The sequence below is a fragment of the Geobacillus sp. genome (genome assembly GCF_017515625.1).
In the GTDB taxonomy this organism is placed as follows: Bacteria; Bacillota; Bacilli; order Bacillales; family Anoxybacillaceae; genus Geobacillus; species Geobacillus stearothermophilus.
Genome location: NZ_JAFWFM010000004.1, coordinates 1 through 16,017, shown reverse-complemented (window position 1 = coordinate 16,017; position 16,017 = coordinate 1). Strand labels below are relative to the sequence as shown.

15 protein-coding genes, 1 pseudogene and 1 CRISPR repeat array are annotated in these 16,017 nt (G+C 49.7%); of the genes and pseudogenes, 15 read left to right on the top strand and 1 reads right to left on the bottom strand.

Going from position 1 to position 16,017, the window contains the following annotated elements; genetic code table 11:
• The 12 genes and pseudogenes from IKE44_RS00435 to IKE44_RS00380 form a co-directional block, all read left to right on the top strand.
• Positions 1-124: pseudogene (locus IKE44_RS00435) on the top strand (nicotinate-nucleotide adenylyltransferase); the annotation flags it as partial.
• The gene (gene yqeK / locus IKE44_RS00430; protein WP_287464673.1) at positions 72-611 is read left to right on the top strand and encodes a bis(5'-nucleosyl)-tetraphosphatase (symmetrical) YqeK; all 540 of its coding nucleotides are present in this window, start codon (positions 72-74) and stop codon (positions 609-611) included. The pseudogene IKE44_RS00435 and the gene yqeK, both read left to right, overlap by 53 nt.
• Entirely contained in the window at positions 608-964 is a 357-nt protein-coding gene (gene rsfS / locus IKE44_RS00425; protein WP_033014722.1) for a ribosome silencing factor, read from the top strand. Before yqeK ends, rsfS begins: the two co-directional genes overlap by 4 nt.
• Positions 961-1,704, top strand: a complete 744-nt coding sequence (locus IKE44_RS00420; protein WP_055357965.1) for a class I SAM-dependent DNA methyltransferase — start codon at positions 961-963, stop codon at positions 1,702-1,704. The genes rsfS and IKE44_RS00420 overlap by 4 nt, the downstream gene beginning before the upstream one ends.
• A gap of 290 nt (positions 1,705-1,994) precedes the next feature.
• Entirely contained in the window at positions 1,995-4,187 is a 2,193-nt protein-coding gene (gene cas3 / locus IKE44_RS00415; RefSeq protein ID WP_287464670.1) for a CRISPR-associated helicase Cas3', read from the top strand.
• Between the two features lie 26 nt (positions 4,188-4,213).
• A complete protein-coding gene (gene cas5c, locus IKE44_RS00410) occupies positions 4,214-4,924 on the top strand; it encodes a type I-C CRISPR-associated protein Cas5c (protein ID WP_049625192.1) in 711 nt (236 codons plus the stop codon).
• Positions 4,905-6,680 carry a type I-C CRISPR-associated protein Cas8c/Csd1 gene (gene cas8c / locus IKE44_RS00405; RefSeq protein ID WP_287464669.1) on the top strand — a complete coding sequence of 592 codons (1,776 nt, stop codon included), beginning with the start codon at positions 4,905-4,907 and terminating at the stop codon, positions 6,678-6,680. Before cas5c ends, cas8c begins: the two co-directional genes overlap by 20 nt.
• On the top strand, positions 6,680-7,792 hold the full coding sequence (cas7c, locus tag IKE44_RS00400; RefSeq protein WP_049625190.1) for a type I-C CRISPR-associated protein Cas7/Csd2: 1,113 nt from the start codon (positions 6,680-6,682) through the stop codon (positions 7,790-7,792). The genes cas8c and cas7c overlap by 1 nt, the downstream gene beginning before the upstream one ends.
• A gap of 24 nt (positions 7,793-7,816) precedes the next feature.
• A complete protein-coding gene (cas4, locus tag IKE44_RS00395) occupies positions 7,817-8,431 on the top strand; it encodes a CRISPR-associated protein Cas4 (protein WP_047818725.1) in 615 nt (204 codons plus the stop codon).
• Entirely contained in the window at positions 8,424-9,455 is a 1,032-nt protein-coding gene (gene cas1c, locus IKE44_RS00390; RefSeq protein ID WP_049625189.1) for a type I-C CRISPR-associated endonuclease Cas1c, read from the top strand. Before cas4 ends, cas1c begins: the two co-directional genes overlap by 8 nt.
• A gap of 6 nt (positions 9,456-9,461) precedes the next feature.
• Positions 9,462-9,752 (top strand): CRISPR-associated endonuclease Cas2, encoded by a 291-nt coding sequence (cas2, locus tag IKE44_RS00385; protein WP_025949257.1) that lies wholly within the window; start codon positions 9,462-9,464, stop codon positions 9,750-9,752.
• Between the two features lie 91 nt (positions 9,753-9,843).
• Positions 9,844-9,972, top strand: a complete 129-nt coding sequence (locus tag IKE44_RS00380; protein WP_255408620.1) for a hypothetical protein — start codon at positions 9,844-9,846, stop codon at positions 9,970-9,972.
• A gap of 9 nt (positions 9,973-9,981) precedes the next feature.
• Positions 9,982-11,392: direct repeats of the CRISPR family, unit length 37 nt; unit sequence GTTGCACCCGGCTATTAAGCCGGGTGAGGATTGAAAC.
• 50 nt (positions 11,393-11,442) lie between these two features.
• Here IKE44_RS00380 and comER read toward each other — a convergent pair.
• The gene (gene comER / locus IKE44_RS00375) at positions 11,443-12,261 is read right to left on the bottom strand and encodes a late competence protein ComER (RefSeq protein WP_049625188.1); all 819 of its coding nucleotides are present in this window, start codon (positions 12,259-12,261) and stop codon (positions 11,443-11,445) included.
• A gap of 102 nt (positions 12,262-12,363) precedes the next feature.
• Between comER and IKE44_RS00370 the strand changes: the two genes are divergently transcribed.
• The 3 genes from IKE44_RS00370 (at position 12,364) to IKE44_RS00360 (ending at position 15,830) form a co-directional block, all read left to right on the top strand.
• Positions 12,364-12,987, top strand: a complete 624-nt coding sequence (locus IKE44_RS00370; protein ID WP_033014716.1) for a helix-hairpin-helix domain-containing protein — start codon at positions 12,364-12,366, stop codon at positions 12,985-12,987.
• A 129-nt stretch (positions 12,988-13,116) separates the two neighbouring features.
• The gene (locus IKE44_RS00365; RefSeq protein WP_287464664.1) at positions 13,117-13,584 is read left to right on the top strand and encodes a ComE operon protein 2; all 468 of its coding nucleotides are present in this window, start codon (positions 13,117-13,119) and stop codon (positions 13,582-13,584) included.
• Entirely contained in the window at positions 13,581-15,830 is a 2,250-nt protein-coding gene (locus IKE44_RS00360; RefSeq protein ID WP_049625187.1) for a DNA internalization-related competence protein ComEC/Rec2, read from the top strand. Before IKE44_RS00365 ends, IKE44_RS00360 begins: the two co-directional genes overlap by 4 nt.
• Positions 15,831-16,017: the final 187 nt, after the last annotated feature.

The following is a 16,017-nucleotide window of genomic DNA, read 5'->3' as shown; positions in this document are numbered from 1 at the left end:
TGTGAGACTTTATATTGAGGAGAAGGGATTATATGGAGCGAGAACAGGCGTTGCTGATTGTGAAACAACAGTTGACGGAGCAGCGCTACGAGCATACGCTTGGCGTTGTCGAAACGGCCGTTAAGCTAGCCAACCAGTATGGCGCCGACGCGAAAAAAGCGGAATTGGCCGCCATTTTCCATGACTATGCGAAATTCCGCCCGGTTGAAGAAATGAAACAAATCATTTTGGCGCACAATATGCCCAACGACTTGCTTGCGTACAACAGTGAATTGTGGCATGCGCCCGTCGGCGCCTATTTGGTGCAGACGGAAGTCGGCATTGACGATCCAGACGTGCTGGATGCCATTCGCTACCATACATCGGGAAGAGCTGGAATGACGCTGCTTGAAAAAATTATTTATTTGGCTGACTATATCGAACCGGGGAGGAAGTTTCCCGGCGTTGAGGAAGTAAGGCGCCTCGCCGAGGAAGATCTCGATCGCGCGCTGTTGCAGGCGGTGAAAAATACGATTGCGTTTTTGCTTGAGAAGCGCCAGCTCATTTATCCAGATACGATTCATGCGTACAATTCACTCGTGCGTGAAGTGAAGGGGGAAGAAAAACAGTGACGGAACAAGAGGCGTTGCAGCTTATCGTTCGCGCCGCGGATGATAAAAAGGCGGAAAACATTGTCGTGCTCAATATGAAAGGCATTTCGCCCGTTGCCGATTATTTTGTCATTTGCCATGGCAATTCGGACAAACAAGTGCAGGCCATCGCCCGCGAAATTCAAGACCAAGCGGAAGAGCACGGCTTAGCGGTGAAGCGGGTTGAAGGATTCCAGGAGGCGAAATGGGTGCTTGTGGACCTCGGCGACATCGTCGCCCACGTGTTTGCGAAAGACGAGCGCGACTATTACAATCTCGAACGGCTTTGGGGGGACGCCCCGATGGAAGACGTCGCGGCTGTGCTGCAGCCATGACCTATGCTCGTTTCGCCGATTGGTACGATGCGCTCATGGCCGAGGCGCCGTATGATGCGTGGCAATCATTTGTCGAGCGGGTTTTCGCCCGATACGCCAAACGGCCGGGACGGCGGGTTGTCGACATCGGCTGCGGGACGGGAGAGCTTGCCATCCGCCTCGCCAAGGCCGGATGGCAAGTATCCGGCGTGGATCTCTCTGAACATATGCTCGCCGTCGCCCAGGCGAAAGCGGAGGCAGCCGGTGTCAACGTGCCGTTTTTCGAGCAAAACATGGCGGAGCTGGACGGATTTTCCGGCCTTGATGGCGCCTTCATTTTTTGCGATGCGCTCAACTATTTGACAGATGAAGAGGACGTGAGACGGACGTTCGCCGCCGTCTCCCGCGCGCTCGGTCCTGAAGGGCTGCTGCTGTTTGACGTCCACTCGGTTTACAAAATGGACGTCTTGTTCCGCAATGCCGTCTTCGCCGATCAAGGCGACGATCTCAGCTACATTTGGACGTGCCATCCGCTTGACTGGCCGCACAGCGTCGGGCACGAACTGACGTTTTTCGCCCGCCGCGGCGATCTTTACGAGCGCTATGACGAATGGCACGAACAGCGCACGTTTGAGCGCGCTGTCTATGAGCGATGGCTCGATTCCGCTGGCTTTGAGGTGCTCGAGGTGACCGCCGATTTCACCGATGCGCCCCCGACCGAGACGGCGGAACGGTGGTTTTTTGTGGCGAGGAGGCGATGAGGGCGAGATCGACAAAAACGAAGGCGCTGTTGCCAGCGAAGCATTGGAGACATGGTTGAACACTGCGCCAAATAGGATGAAAAGAAGGAAAGAGCCGCATGGCTCTTTTTTTTATGCGCATGTGGAAAAGAAGGGGGTGAATGTATGGCCAAACGTTGCGATCGACGCGATTGACGGCTGGGAAATTGAAAAAGATGTGTGAGTTAGAAGGATTATGAAGATATTGGTTGAAATAAATAAATATAAGGCAAATGTCCTAAGAGAAAATGTCTGATGGAGTCGAATGAAACATGAATGATGTGTATGCTCATACGCCACGGGCAAATGGACAGGAATGGCATCGGTTGGACGAACATTTGGTAAGCGTAGCGGAAATGGCTCAATCATTCGCCGCTCCTTTTCAAGGGGGAAAAGTGGCTTATTTATGCGGCCTTTTGCATGACTTAGGAAAATTCCATCCTCTTTTTCAACAGTATTTGAAAAAGCAAGCAGATGGAGAAATGGGCCAAAGCGTCCCTCATGCGATTTGGGGAGCGGCGTTGATGTACCAAGTGTATTGGGAAAAAACAGGAAATCGACATGCCTGGCAATGGTTTTCGTTGCCGATCGCCGGCCATCATGTGGGTTTGCATTCGTCTCACTATTTATCATCTACCCTTGGACAGAGCTTAAAAGAACAACATTTGCACTTTCGGGAAGTCTTGAAGCAAGCCGAATCGTTCCTAAAGAAATTCGTATTTCCATGCATGCAAAGTGTGGAAAATATTTCTTCGCTTTCTGAAACCGATAGGGAGATGTGGATTCGCCTGATCTTTTCTGCGCTTGTTGACGCTGATTATTTAGATACAGAGCGCCACTTCCAGCCGGAGCTTTCTCCGCTCCGAACGCCTGTGGCTTCGATAACGGATTTATGGAATCAATTTACCGCCGATCAGGAACAATTAACAAGCCGCACGGATGATACAGCGGTGAATCGGATGAGAAGGGAAGTGTATGAGGAATGCGTCCGCTCCGCCTCCAGACCGCAGGGAGTATATCGGTTGACCGTGCCGACCGGAGGGGGGAAGACGAGAAGCAGTTTAGCTTTTGCATTGAAACATGCGGTGGAACATGGACTTGACCGCGTTATTGTCGCCATTCCGTATACAAGCATTATTGAGCAGACGGCGGATGTATACCGCGGCATTTTCGGGAACGATGCGGTGTTGGAGCACCACAGCCAAATTGAGGTGGATGATGAGAAGGAAGAAGCGGATGAAAGGCTCATCCAACAACGCCTCGCTGCGGAAAATTGGGATGCTCCCCTCATTGTCACGACAACCGTGCAGCTGTTTGACAGCCTGTTCAGCAATCGTCCAAGCAAGGTGCGCAAACTGCATAACTTGTCGCGCAGCGTCGTAATTCTCGATGAGGTTCAAACGCTCCCGACAGAACTGCTAAAGCCGACATTAGATGCATTGGCCATGTTGGTGCGTCATTGTCAGACAACCGTTGTCTTATCGAGCGCCACTCAGCCGTTTTTTGAGGAAAGCCGATTTTTGGATGTATTTTCCGAAATAGAGGTCAAAGAAATGTTGCCGTTGCCGACCGTGAATCGTCATTTTCAACAAATGCAGCGGGTGGACTATGAAATATGGAAATCACCCGTTTCATTGCCACAACTTGTCCGTTTCATTCGAGAACAAAAGCAATTATTGGTTGTCTTTAACACGAGAAAAGAGGCGAAAGAGTGCGTCGAGCTCCTTCAAGAAGATGATGGGGTATTCCATCTTTCCACCCTTCTTTGCAGCGCGCATCGTCGCCGAATTTTAGAGGAAGTTCGTGAACGTCTAAAGAAAAATCAACCTGTCCGCCTCATCAGTACACAAGTGGTGGAAGCAGGGGTTGATTTAGATTTTCCGATTGTCATGCGGCAAATGGGGCCCCTCGACCGGATTGTCCAAGCGGCAGGACGCTGCAATCGCGAAGGAAAAATGGATAAAGGAAACGTGATTATTTTTGAAACAGAAGACATGCCAAGCCCAAGAGGATCGTATCGAACAGCGACGGAAACAGCACGGTTCTTATTGGCGCAACGCCATCCTGATGATTTGCACGATCCCAATATATTTCGGGAATATTTCCGTCGTTTATTCGCCTCGGTGGATGTGGATTCGAAAAACATCCAAAAAGATCGGGAAATGCTTGATTATCCATTAGTTGCCGAAAAGTATCGCCTTATTGATCAGGATACGGTTTCCGTCATCGTTCCATATGAGGAGGCGTCGGAATACTTGCGAATGTGGGAATCTTCTCCGTCCCGCTATTCGTTTCGCCGTTTGCAGCCATATATGGTTCAGTTGTATCGTTTTGAGGCGGAAAAGAAAGAAAAGGACGGATGGCTGCGGGAAGTGGCGGACAATGTCTATGAATGGCTTGGTGACTATGATGAACGGATCGGAATTAAAGAAGAAGTTTACGATCCACTCAGTTTGATTGGATAGAAATGGTGATGGAAAGGAGACATGAAATGCAACGTCAAGCGAAAGTGCAGGTGAAAGTGTGGGGAGAATATGCCTGTTTTACAAGACCGGAATTTAAAGTCGAGCGCATCAGTTATCCGGTGATGACGCCGAGCGCAGCGCGGGGGATATTGGAAGCGATTTTTTGGAAACCGGAATTTCGTTATGAAATTCGCCAAATCGGGATTTTGAGTTTAGGGGGTCAGCAGGCGATTTTGCGTAACGAACTTAAAAACAAACAAGGTAAAAAACCAATTTTGATTGAAAACGATCGTGCTCAACGAACAAGCTTGATTTTAAAAAACGTTGCTTATTGGGTTGTTGCGGATATCGTTTTAACAGGACGAGCAGTGGATCCAGTCGCCAAATATCGTGACCAGTTTAACCGCAGGATTGAAAGGGGGCAGTATTATCATACGCCATATTTAGGAACAAGGGAATTTGCTGCCAATTTTTCACCTATAAACGAAAAGGATGTCGTGCAGCCTATTGATATGGATATCGGTACAATGTTGTTCGATCTCGCTTTTATCGAAGACAAATCCAGAAAAGAAATGGAGTTTCTCCGTCATGATGAAACAGGAACGCGAACGGTGGCTGGATTCGCAAAGCCCATCTTTTTTGAGGCAAAAGTAGAAAACGGCTGGATGCATATTCCGAAAGAAAGATATCAACAGTTATATGTATTGGAGGGCCAAGATGCTTTACGAGTTGATTGAGTTGGCGGATCAGTTGCAGAGGAAAAAGAAAATGCCTCCTCTTTGCTATGAAAAAAAACTGATTAATTGGATTATCGATTTAAGCGGAGCGACCCCTTATTTAAAAGGCCCATTTGAAAAAGGGGAGTATCGCATGATTGAAGCTCCTATTAGACAGAGATCGGGACAATTGTCCGAGAATAATGTGAAACCATATTTATTAGTGGACGATGCGCGATATGTGTTGGGAGTTCCAGAAAATAACGAACCAAAAAAGATTCGTGAAGCACAGCTTGCGCATCAGGAATATGTGAGACTCATAGAAGAGGCCTATGATCATACAAATATGGCAGAGTTAAAAAGAGTTCTTGACTTTCTTCAAAGCTCTTTGAAAGAGCAGTTTTTTTCATCGATCAGGCCAAGAGATATTGTTACATTTCAAGTAAATGAAGAATCGCTGATTTGCGAGCATCCGAAAATCCAGCAGTTTTGGGTTCAACATTTAGAACAAGAGCTGGCGTCTAACGATAAAAACAATTGTGCGATTTGCAGAAACTACGCTCCTTATGTGCGCATTTTTCCAAGTGTGATTTCATTATTTGGCCAACGGTGCATACTGACAAGCTTTAAGGAAAAAGCCTTTAAATCGATGGGGAAAGACCAGACGAATAATGCGCCTATATGTTTTCAGTGCGCAACGTTGACTGTAGACGTTTTTAATTACTTGTTACGGGAAGATAAACATCATGCAGAGTTATATAGAGACAAAAAAAAGAGAGACGATTTGCAAGCTCAAATGGCTGTATATTGGATCAATGATTCCATGAATGAAGGGGAACGAGGAGAAATTCAAATCGACGAGAGTGTGCTCGCTTCTATACTTGAATCAGGATCCTTTGAAGACGGGACAAACAACTTAACACCTCCCCCTGAGCTAAAGCAGCTCGAGGAACTGCTGGCTCTTCCGAAAACGGGGCGCGAGCAGGCATTGCATTTAGACAAGACGTTTTTTCATATGGCTGTTCTTTCGGCCAATAAAGCGAGATTAGTCATTCGTGAATGGATTCACACGTCGATTTCTCAATTGCTGATGCATTTGGAGCGGTATGTGGCCGCTGTGCGCATCGTTCAACCGACTGGGGAAAAAGGCTATTTATTGCCGTTGGGAGTCTTGATTCGCGCTGTCGACATGTCTCCAGGGTTTGTGCGGCAATGTTTGCGCATGATTTATCAAGGGGCTTTGCCGCCCGCTGAATTGCTGCCGTTAGCGCTTCAACGTTTCCGCTCTTTGAAAGTATTGAGTGATCCGAAGGAAACGTGGAGATATCATTCATCAGCCAGTTTGATAAAACTCGTTCTCACATATGGAAAGGAGGAAGCAAATACAATGCAATCGTTAAACAACCATTGCTTGCAGCCGGCTTATATTTGTGGACGATTATTGGCCGTATTGGAAGAAATTCAACGGCGCGCTTCAGGATACCGAATTGGAAGCACAATCGTTGATCGATTTTATGGCGCGGCTTCTACAGCTCCAGCATCGACATTCGGTTCATTGCTGAGGCTTTCGACAACCGCTCATCTGCCGAAAGTATCTGTTGAGCTTGGCCGTTTGCTCGAAGAAGTGATGAAACAGTTGGATGAAGCTGGCGGTTTTCCAACGATTTTCAATTTGAGAGAACAAGCAGAGTTCGCGCTCGGTTTTTATCATCAACGTGCTGAATTCCGCAGTCGCCATCAAGCCAATCAGACAAAAGAAACGGGGGAAAGCCAGTGATGGAGCGCTATATTGATCCGACAAAACGTCACGAATTTGTGTTGCTTTTTGATGTCAAAGATGGGAATCCAAATGGGGATCCAGATGCGGGCAACATGCCGCGTGTCGATCCGGAAACGATGCACGGCATTGTGACCGACGTCGCTATCAAGCGGAAAATTCGCGATTACGTCGCGATGGTATTAGGCAAACCGATTTTTATTCAAAGCCAAACAGCTTTAAACACCATCATTTTTCAAGCATATCAAGACGTCGGAGTGAAACTGGCGACGATTGAGCTGAATGAAGAAGAAAAAGAAAATGGGGAATTGATGAATTGGCTTTCACAGCTTGAGGAACAAGGATTGGTGCTCGAAGACAATCGGGTGATCTATACTGGCGAGGACGTCAAGGATAAGGATATTCGGGAAAAATTAACGGAAGGATTAGAAGAAGCCGGTCTTAAAAAACAGCTGGAAAAGTCATTGCGAAATATGGCGAAACGTTTGGCACAGGCGGCAAATAATATGAAAATTGATGACCAAACACGCCAAAATGCGCAAAAGGCTTTATGCCAAAAGTACTATGATGTCCGCATGTTCGGGGCTGTGATGTCAACAGGGTTGAATGCTGGTCAAGTGCGCGGGCCGATGCAGCTGACATTTTCTCGCTCAATTGATCCGGTATTTCCATGGGATTTGACCATCACACGCTCCGCGATCACCAAAGAATCGGATCGCCGCAGAAAACAAACGGAAATGGGAAGAAAACCGTTAATTCCATACGGGTTGTATCGATTGCATGGATTCTACAATCCATTTTTAGGAGAAAAAACAGGGGTTACGGCGGAAGATTTAGCTGATTTTTGGGATGCGCTCGTTCATTTATTTGCATTTGACCATTCTGCGGCTAGAGGAGAAATGAATGTCAGAGCACTGTATATTTTTAGCCATGAAAATGCGAAAGGATCAGCCCCAGCTCATAAACTGTTTGACTTGGTGAAAGTCGAGCGCCGCCAACAGGAAGCGCCAAGGTCATTCCATGACTATGTTTTGCTCGGACCGGCAGATGAGGGGCAAAAAGACGTTTTTCTTGAAGGGTTTTCTGGAGTCACCGTGACGCGCCTCGTATAAAACGTTGGCGAAAGGGTTGGTTTTATGCAGTGGAGTGAAGATGAGTGGATTATGTTATCGGCTTTGCAACATTATGTGTACTGCCCGCGTCAATGTGCATTGATTCATCTCGAACAGACTTTTGAGGAGAATGTTTTTACACTGAGAGGGAATCGGGTGCATGAACGGGTAGACAGACCCGAAGGAGAACAGTTGGGAGACAGAAGAGTAGAGCGTGCTTTGCCAATCTGGTCGGAACGTTTGGGGATTATAGGAAAAGCAGATTGTGTAGAATTTCTTCCTGATGGAACGCCATATCCAGTGGAATACAAAGCCGGAAAACGAAAAACGAAAGAGGCGGATATGGTGCAGTTGGCGGCTCAAGCTCTCTGCCTAGAAGAAATGTTCGATCGACCGGTGGCAAAGGGGGCCTTATACTATTATCAGTCAAGAAGACGGTTGGAAGTGGACGTGACCAAGCCTTTGCGGCGACTTGTGGAAGAAACGATACAAAATGTAAGAGAAATGTTGGGAAAAGACCGATTGCCGCCGCCCGTCAATGATGCACGATGCCGTGATTGCTCGTTGCAGGACGTTTGCATGCCACAGGTTCCTGCGAACGTAGCCGCATGGATAAGCGAGGAGAACGATCATGATTAAAGTATTGTTGAATACGTTATACGTTCAAACGCAACAGTCGTATATACGGCTTGATCATGAAACCATTGTCGTTGAGGTGGAAGGGGCAAAGACATTGCAAGTCCCTATCCACCATATTGGCGCCATTGTCATGTTTGGACATGTTTCGATCAGCCCGTATTTGCTTGGCAAATGTGTCAACCAAGGCATTTCTGTCATTTGGTATGATGCATATGGCCGTTTTTTGGCCCGAGCCACTGGAAGAACAAATGGAAATGTATTGCTTCGAAGAGCACAACATCAACTATTGGAAAATGAGAAAAAGATGCTCCATATTGCTTCGCGTTTTGTATCCGGTAAAATTCGCAACAGCAAAAGCGTGCTGCAACGGGCGATGCGTGATTATCCAGAGCAGCGAGCAAGGTTGGAGCAATCTGTAAAGCAACTAGACCAAAGTTTACGCAATATTGGAAAGCAATCGACATTGGATGAACTGCGGGGAGTCGAGGGATACGCCTCATCCGTCTACTTTGAAGCGTTCGCATCGCTCATACGGTCAGATGAGGACGGATTTTTTGCCTTTACCGTACGGTCTCGGAGGCCTCCCCGCGATCCGGTCAATGCTTGTTTATCATTTGCTTACAGCATTTTAACACAAGACTGTATCTCGGCATTGGAGGGAGTGGGGCTTGATCCGCAAATCGGTTATTTGCATGCGTTGCGGCCTGGGAAGCCATCATTAGGTTTGGATCTTGTTGAAGAATTTCGGCCTTACTTGGCTGATCGATTTGTTCTGACATTAATCAACCGGAGGCAACTGGATAAAAGCCATTTTGACATGCGCCCAGGCGGAGCTGTATTTTTGAATGAAAAGGGGAGAAAAACCTTTTTGGCTGCTTATCAAAAACGGAAACAAGAAGAAATCCAGCACCCGATTATCAATCAAAAAGTTCCACTAGGGTTGTTGCCTCACGTACATGCTCGATTATTAGCTCGACATTTACGGGGAGATATTGAGGAGTACACTCCATTTATCATGAGGTGATCATGATTGGATATTTTAGTGACATATGATGTAGAAACATTAGAACCAAGCGGTCAAAAACGGTTGCGAAAAGTGGCGACCATTTGCCAAAATTTTGGTCAGCGGGTGCAAAAATCAGTGTTCGAATGCAGCGTTAGTCAAGCGCAGCTAGAAGAAATGGAGCATCAATTGTTGCGCGTCATTGACTTGGAAAAAGATAGTTTGCGGATATATACATTGTACGGCAGCCGGTCAAAGGCGGTTCGTGTCTATGGAAAAGATTATTACGTTGATTATAATGATCCCATCATTTTGTAATGACAAAGATGACAAAATGCCGATGATATGTGCGGCAAGAAGAGAATGATGCGCGAACATAAAGCGATGCTGAAAAAGAAGGGGGATCGCGATGGGCGGAAAAGCTGGTTATAAAGCCGAAGAGGGAAAATGGATCTGTGATCATTATGACTTTGCCCCAAACAGAATGCGTAAGTTCGCGTTTTTATATCTTGAAATGCGCTCAACACAAGATATCTAAACGCGGGCGGTTGCACCCGGCTATTAAGCCGGGTGAGGATTGAAACATCAAACAGCCCTGCAAAGCTATACAGCGATTTTGCGTTGCACCCGGCTATTAAGCCGGGTGAGGATTGAAACGTGATAAGGAAGTTGGACCTGCAAGTCCTATTGGGTTGCACCCGGCTATTAAGCCGGGTGAGGATTGAAACCGATACCCAAGAAGTGATTGCTAAAACAGGAGCACTTGTTGCACCCGGCTATTAAGCCGGGTGAGGATTGAAACACGACAAATTGACGGCGCTAAACAATGAATACGCTCAAAAGTTGCACCCGGCTATTAAGCCGGGTGAGGATTGAAACTTTTACAGTCCATTGATGGACTTGGTGATGTAGATGCTGAGTTGCACCCGGCTATTAAGCCGGGTGAGGATTGAAACAATAAAGTGATAATTTACAACAGACGGAAATGGCGTTGCACCCGGCTATTAAGCCGGGTGAGGATTGAAACAAAATGCTGGCATCGGCTATATCTTGGTTCAAATGGGTTGCACCCGGCTATTAATCCGGGTGAGGATTGAAACCTCAATGTCTCCAACCGCATAAAATTCGATGTCGTTGCACCCGGCTATTAAGCCGGGTGAGGATTGAAACTCTTTGCTCGATGATTTTTTACAAGGTTGCTTTCGGTTGCACCCGGCTATTAAGCCGGGTGAGGATTGAAACACAGCTATATAGCCGATAAGTAAACCGACAAGGACGTTGCACCCGGCTATTAAGCCGGGTGAGGATTGAAACATAAAAATCTCTTGAAACCAGTTGTCATTGATATCCGTTGCACCCGGCTATTAAGCCGGGTGAGGATTGAAACAAAAGTGAAAATTGCGATTCTACCTACTCGAACGGTTGCACCCGGCTATTAAGCCGGGTGAGGATTGAAACAGTATGATCGCAACGGCATCAACAACGCCTCTACAGTTGCACCCGGCTATTAAGCCGGGTGAGGATTGAAACACCCAAGAGAAGTCTTTAAGGCAGCAATCCTCAGTTGCACCCGGCTATTAAGCCGGGTGAGGATTGAAACAAGTGGAGCGATGTCTTTGAGGGGTATGCGGTTCTTGTTGCACCCGGCTATTAAGCCGGGTGAGGATTGAAACCCCTCGTCCCTGCCGAGCTCTCGCAAATGGCGCCGTTGCACCCGGCTATTAAGCCGGGTGAGGATTGAAACCCGTCCCTCACGTCATCCAGCACGCTTTTCAGTACCGTTGCACCCGGCTATTAAGCCGGGTGAGGATTGAAACATCATCTCGTCATCGTCAATAAGGGGCGTCTGCGTTGCACCCGGCTATTAAGCCGGGTGAGGATTGAAACGCTCCAATTGGAGCGTACTTTGCCCCGATCTGTTGTTGCACCCGGCTATTAAGCCGGGTGAGGATTGAAACAAATTTGGTCAGGCCAAGCAGGAATTTGCCGCTTGCTGTCGAATTCATGTTCACGAAAATTGTTGCTTCACCTTTTCCACATCTTCTTGAAACTTCTCATGTGTTTTCGCCAGCACTTCTTCGAAGACGCCGTCGAGCCGCTGTTCGAGGACGGCGATTCCTTCCCCGGTGATTCCGCCTTTGACGCACACTTTTTCCTGCAGCGTCGGGAGCGTGTACAAGTTTTGCTTCATCAATTCCGCGAAGCCGATGATCATGTCGGTCACCAGCATCGTCGCCTGTTCTTTCGTGATGGCGGTTTTGGCCGCTGCGGCGTCGATGAAGCGTTGCAGCAAATAGCTGAAAAACGCCGGACCGCAGCTGGAGATGTCGGAAGCGACGCGGGTGATGGCCTCATCGATATACACCGGCGAGGCGATGCGCCGGAGAAGATCATCGATCGTTTGCCAGCAGTCGGCCGAACAGCGTGATCCGATTGTGATGAGTATGCTGCCGGAGAGCGCGCGGTTTGTGATGCTCGGAATGGCGCGCACGACTTGGCAAGGGACGGCTGTTTCAAGCTGTTTTACGCTGATCGGGCTTGTGATCGACACAAGGCAATGCTCCTTTGTCCAGTGCGGGGCCAGCTGCTGCAACAATGGGTGGATGTCGAGCGGTTTGACGCATAAAAAAACGAGACTGGATTGTTTGACGACTTCAGCCGCATCGGCAACCACTGCCATGCCGGGATGCGCGCGTTGTATCGCGAACGCTTTCGCAAGCGTACGGTTCGTGATGACGAGCTGATCCGCTTTCACAGCACCGGAGTCGAGGAACGCTTCGATTAAGATGGTGCCCATATTCCCCGTGCCGATGACGCCGATGTTCATGTGTTGTCCCCCCTCCCGGTTTTGGTTCACCGGAAATCTCTTTTTTGATATGTATGAGAAAAAGGCTCGGTTTATGACTTGAGATGGAAAGGATGGGATCGTATGTGGGAGCATGTGCAGGAGCTTGGCAAACGGTATGGAAAAGTCGGGATGTTCTTGTTGTTTGCCGCGGCGGCGGGGTTATGGGTGTTTCATCATCCGACGGATGAAAAGGGGCAAGTCGTTTTGCCGGCGGCGGCTGAAACGGATGCCGCCCGGACGGAAGAAAAAAAGAACGAGGCGTCAAAAACCGCTGTGGTGGATGTGAAAGGGGCGGTCGCGAACCCCGGAGTGTATGAGGTGGCGGCGGACGCTCGCGTTCGCGATGCCATCGCCCTAGCTGGCGGATTGACGGATGAGGCGGATGAAACGAAAGTCAATTTGGCAGCAAAAGTGCATGATGAAATGATGATTTACGTGCCGAAAAAAGGCGAGGATGCACCGGCGTCAAATGCCGTCAGCAAGTCTCCAAGCGATGGGGATCGAAACGGGATGCAAGTGGCCATCAATACGGCGACGGAAGAGGAGTTGATGCAGCTTCCCGGCATCGGACCGGCGAAGGCAAACGCGATCATCGCCTATCGTGAAGAACACGGGCCGTTTCGGCGGGTGGAGGATTTGTTGAATGTGACTGGAATTGGTGAAAAGACGCTGGAGAAATTGAAGCCGTATTTGCTTGTTCCGTAAGCGAGGCGGGGGAGGGCAATGCTTCTTAATTTATGGCGGATCAAGGCTGCTGTGGACGTTTTTCGGCGTTGACGGGGGCAAGAGGCAGTGGGTAGACTAAAAGCATGGACACGAGCGGAGGGATAGAAAATGGAACGCATCACATGGAATCAATACTTTATGGCGCAAAGCCATTTACTTGCGCTGCGCAGCACGTGCACGAGGCTCGCCGTCGGAGCGACGATCGTGCGCGATAAGCGCATCATCGCCGGCGGGTACAACGGGTCGATCGCCGGCGGCGCCCATTGCATTGATGAGGGGTGCTACGTCATTGACGGTCATTGTGTGCGGACGATTCACGCCGAAATGAACGCGATTTTGCAATGCGCCAAGTTCGGCGTCCCGACCGAGGGGGCGGAGATGTATGTCACTCATTTTCCGTGCTTGCATTGCTGCAAGGCGATCATTCAAAGCGGCATCCGCGCGGTCTATTACGCCCAAGACTACAAAAACCACCCGTACGCCTTGGAGCTGTTTGCTCAAGCTGGCGTCCGTCTCGTGCAAGTGCCGCTGAAAATGGATGTGTTCGCCTTGCTTTCCGGCGGCGGGGAATCATGAAAGGACAAGCCGTCTATCCCGCTGCGGCGGCGCTTTTGGCCGTCGCGGCGGCCTCGCCGTCCCCAACCGCCTGTCTTCTCCTCGTTGTGTATCTCCTTCTTCTTTTCATCCGCCGGCCGCACTGTTTCCTTCCTTCTCTCGTTGCCGCTCTCTCCTTTTTTGCCTATTTTCTCATCGTTGACTATCATAACAACACTTCCCTTTCCGGCGGCCGACATTCGCTTTCCGTTCGTTTTTCCGCCGCACCGGCAATTGACGGTGATCGATTGCAGGCGGCGGTGCAAGCTGGCAAGGAGCGGGTGCAGCTCCGTTACATCATTCGGACGGCTGCGGAAAAAGAGACGCTGCAAGCGCACCTGGTGCCTGGAACGGTATGCCGCGTCACCGGAACGCTTGAGCGCCCGATGCCAGCTGGTAATCCGTATGCGTTTGATTACCGCCTTTATTTGCGCCGCCACCGCATTCATTGGCTCTTTCTCCCTGAGGCGATCGATCTCTCTGCTTGCATGCGCGTCCGTCCCACTATCATCGAACGTCTTGAAGCCATTCGCGAGGCTGGCGTCCGCCGCATTGAAGCCCGGTTTCCGCCGGAAGCGGCTGGTATCGCCGCTGCACTGATTTATGGGGAGCAGCGCACCCTTGATGAGTCGGTCCTTGAAGGGTATCAGCAGCTCGGTCTCATCCATCTGCTAGCCATTTCAGGAGGGCATGTCACGCTGCTGATTGGCGCTGGTTTTGCCGGTGCGATTCGCTTCGTGACGAGGGAAGCCGTGCTGGCAGGGCTGTTGGCGTTTTTGCCTGTGTACGCCGTTCTCGCTGGCGCTTCGCCGTCGGTGCTGCGCGCTTGTGCGACTGGGATGATGGTGTTGGCCGTTCAGTGGAAAAAAGGAAGGATCCATCCGCTGGATGCGTTGAGTTGGACAACGCTTGCCTTGCTCGTCTTTGATCCCTATATGGTTTGGGATGTCGGTTTTCAGCTGTCGTTTCTTGTCACATTTGCTCTTCTTGCCCATGTGTCGGTGCTCGCCTCTGCTCGTTCGATGCTCCAAAACTTGCTTCAGACCGCGCTCGCCGCTCAGCTTGCCGCACTGCCGATTTTGCTTTACCATTTTTATGAAATTTCTGTTTGGAGCATAGGGCTGAATGTCTTCTTCGTCCCTTGGTATTCATTTGTCATTTTGCCACTCGCGTTTCTATCTGCAGTTTTTCCCTTTTCTCCGTTCATTTGGCTGTTTAGCCGTCTCATTGAGCTGACAGACGCGGTTGTCTATTTTTTCGCGGCCGATCACCCGTTTATGCTTGTGCTCGGCCGTCCGGGGCCGTGGTGCTTAGCTGGCTATCTGACGGCCATCACGGCGGCGTTTTTGGATTGGGAACGCGGCCGCCTGATCCGCGGATTGACAGCGGTGGCGGCGGCGACGGCGCTTCAGCTGGCCGCCCCATACGTGGATCCGCACGGGGAAGTGACGGTATTGGATGTTGGGCAGGGGGACTGTATTTATATTGAGCTTCCTTATCGAAAAGCAGTTTATCTCATTGACACGGGCGGGGCGGCAGAATGGGGAAAGGAATCGTGGCGCAGGCGGGCTCACCCGTTTTCCGTCGGTCGCGATGTCGTCGTCCCGTTTTTAAAAGCGCAAGGGGTGCGAACGATCGATAAGCTCATATTGACGCACGATGATGCCGACCATATCGGGTCCGCTCCTGAGGTGTTCGAAGCGGTCAAGGTGAAGGAAATGGTCACAAGCCCGGGGGCGCTGCCGCGCGTCCAAAAGATGGCGCGCCCGTTTTCCGGGCCGGTCCGCACCGCTGTGCGGGGAGAAAGATGGACAGAGGGAGGCGTGCAGTTCATTGTGCTCCACCCAGAAAAAGGCAACAACGAGGACAACAACGGTTCGCTTGTGTTGCTCGCCCGTCTCGGCGGCTTGATATGGCTGTTTGCTGGGGACATCGAAGAAGAGGCGGAACAGGCGCTCATCGATGCTTATCCGACGTTGCGTGCCGATGTATTGAAAGTCGCCCACCACGGCAGCAAAACGTCGACAACAGAGCCGTTTTTGCGGACAATCAAGCCGCGAGCGGCCATCATTTCCGTCGGGCGCTACAATCGCTACGGGCATCCGTCCTCCGAGGTGCTTATGCGGCTTAGGCAACAGCGGGCGATCGTTTGGCGGACGGATGAAAACGGAGCTATTCGCTATGTGTATGGCGAAAACGGTGGAACCTTTCAGGTGATGAAACCATAAGATGTAGTGCACAAAAAAGCGGAACGTTTCAGCCAAAACAAAAAATAAGGGGCTGACCCAAAAGTCCGCCAAAAAGCGGACTTTTGGAGTCAGCCCTCTCTGGTTTTTGTATATTTTACCAAACGGAACAAAATTCCGACTCTGTTCTCCCCCTCATTTACGCCACCAAGGACAATTGCTTGTCCCT

Coding starts and splice junctions, on each gene's coding strand:
- IKE44_RS00420 (WP_055357965.1), top strand. CDS start 961: ATGACCTATGCTCGTTTCGCCGATTGGTACGATGCGCTCATGGCCGAG.
- cas3 (WP_287464670.1), top strand. CDS start 1,995: ATGAATGATGTGTATGCTCATACGCCACGGGCAAATGGACAGGAATGG.
- cas5c (WP_049625192.1), top strand. CDS start 4,214: ATGCAACGTCAAGCGAAAGTGCAGGTGAAAGTGTGGGGAGAATATGCC.
- cas8c (WP_287464669.1), top strand. CDS start 4,905: ATGCTTTACGAGTTGATTGAGTTGGCGGATCAGTTGCAGAGGAAAAAG.
- cas7c (WP_049625190.1), top strand. CDS start 6,680: ATGGAGCGCTATATTGATCCGACAAAACGTCACGAATTTGTGTTGCTT.
- cas4 (WP_047818725.1), top strand. CDS start 7,817: ATGCAGTGGAGTGAAGATGAGTGGATTATGTTATCGGCTTTGCAACAT.
- cas1c (WP_049625189.1), top strand. CDS start 8,424: ATGATTAAAGTATTGTTGAATACGTTATACGTTCAAACGCAACAGTCG.
- IKE44_RS00380 (WP_255408620.1), top strand. CDS start 9,844: ATGGGCGGAAAAGCTGGTTATAAAGCCGAAGAGGGAAAATGGATCTGT.
- comER (WP_049625188.1), bottom strand. CDS start 12,261: ATGAACATCGGCGTCATCGGCACGGGGAATATGGGCACCATCTTAATC.
- IKE44_RS00370 (WP_033014716.1), top strand. CDS start 12,364: ATGTGGGAGCATGTGCAGGAGCTTGGCAAACGGTATGGAAAAGTCGGG.
- IKE44_RS00365 (WP_287464664.1), top strand. CDS start 13,117: ATGGAACGCATCACATGGAATCAATACTTTATGGCGCAAAGCCATTTA.
- IKE44_RS00360 (WP_049625187.1), top strand. CDS start 13,581: ATGAAAGGACAAGCCGTCTATCCCGCTGCGGCGGCGCTTTTGGCCGTC.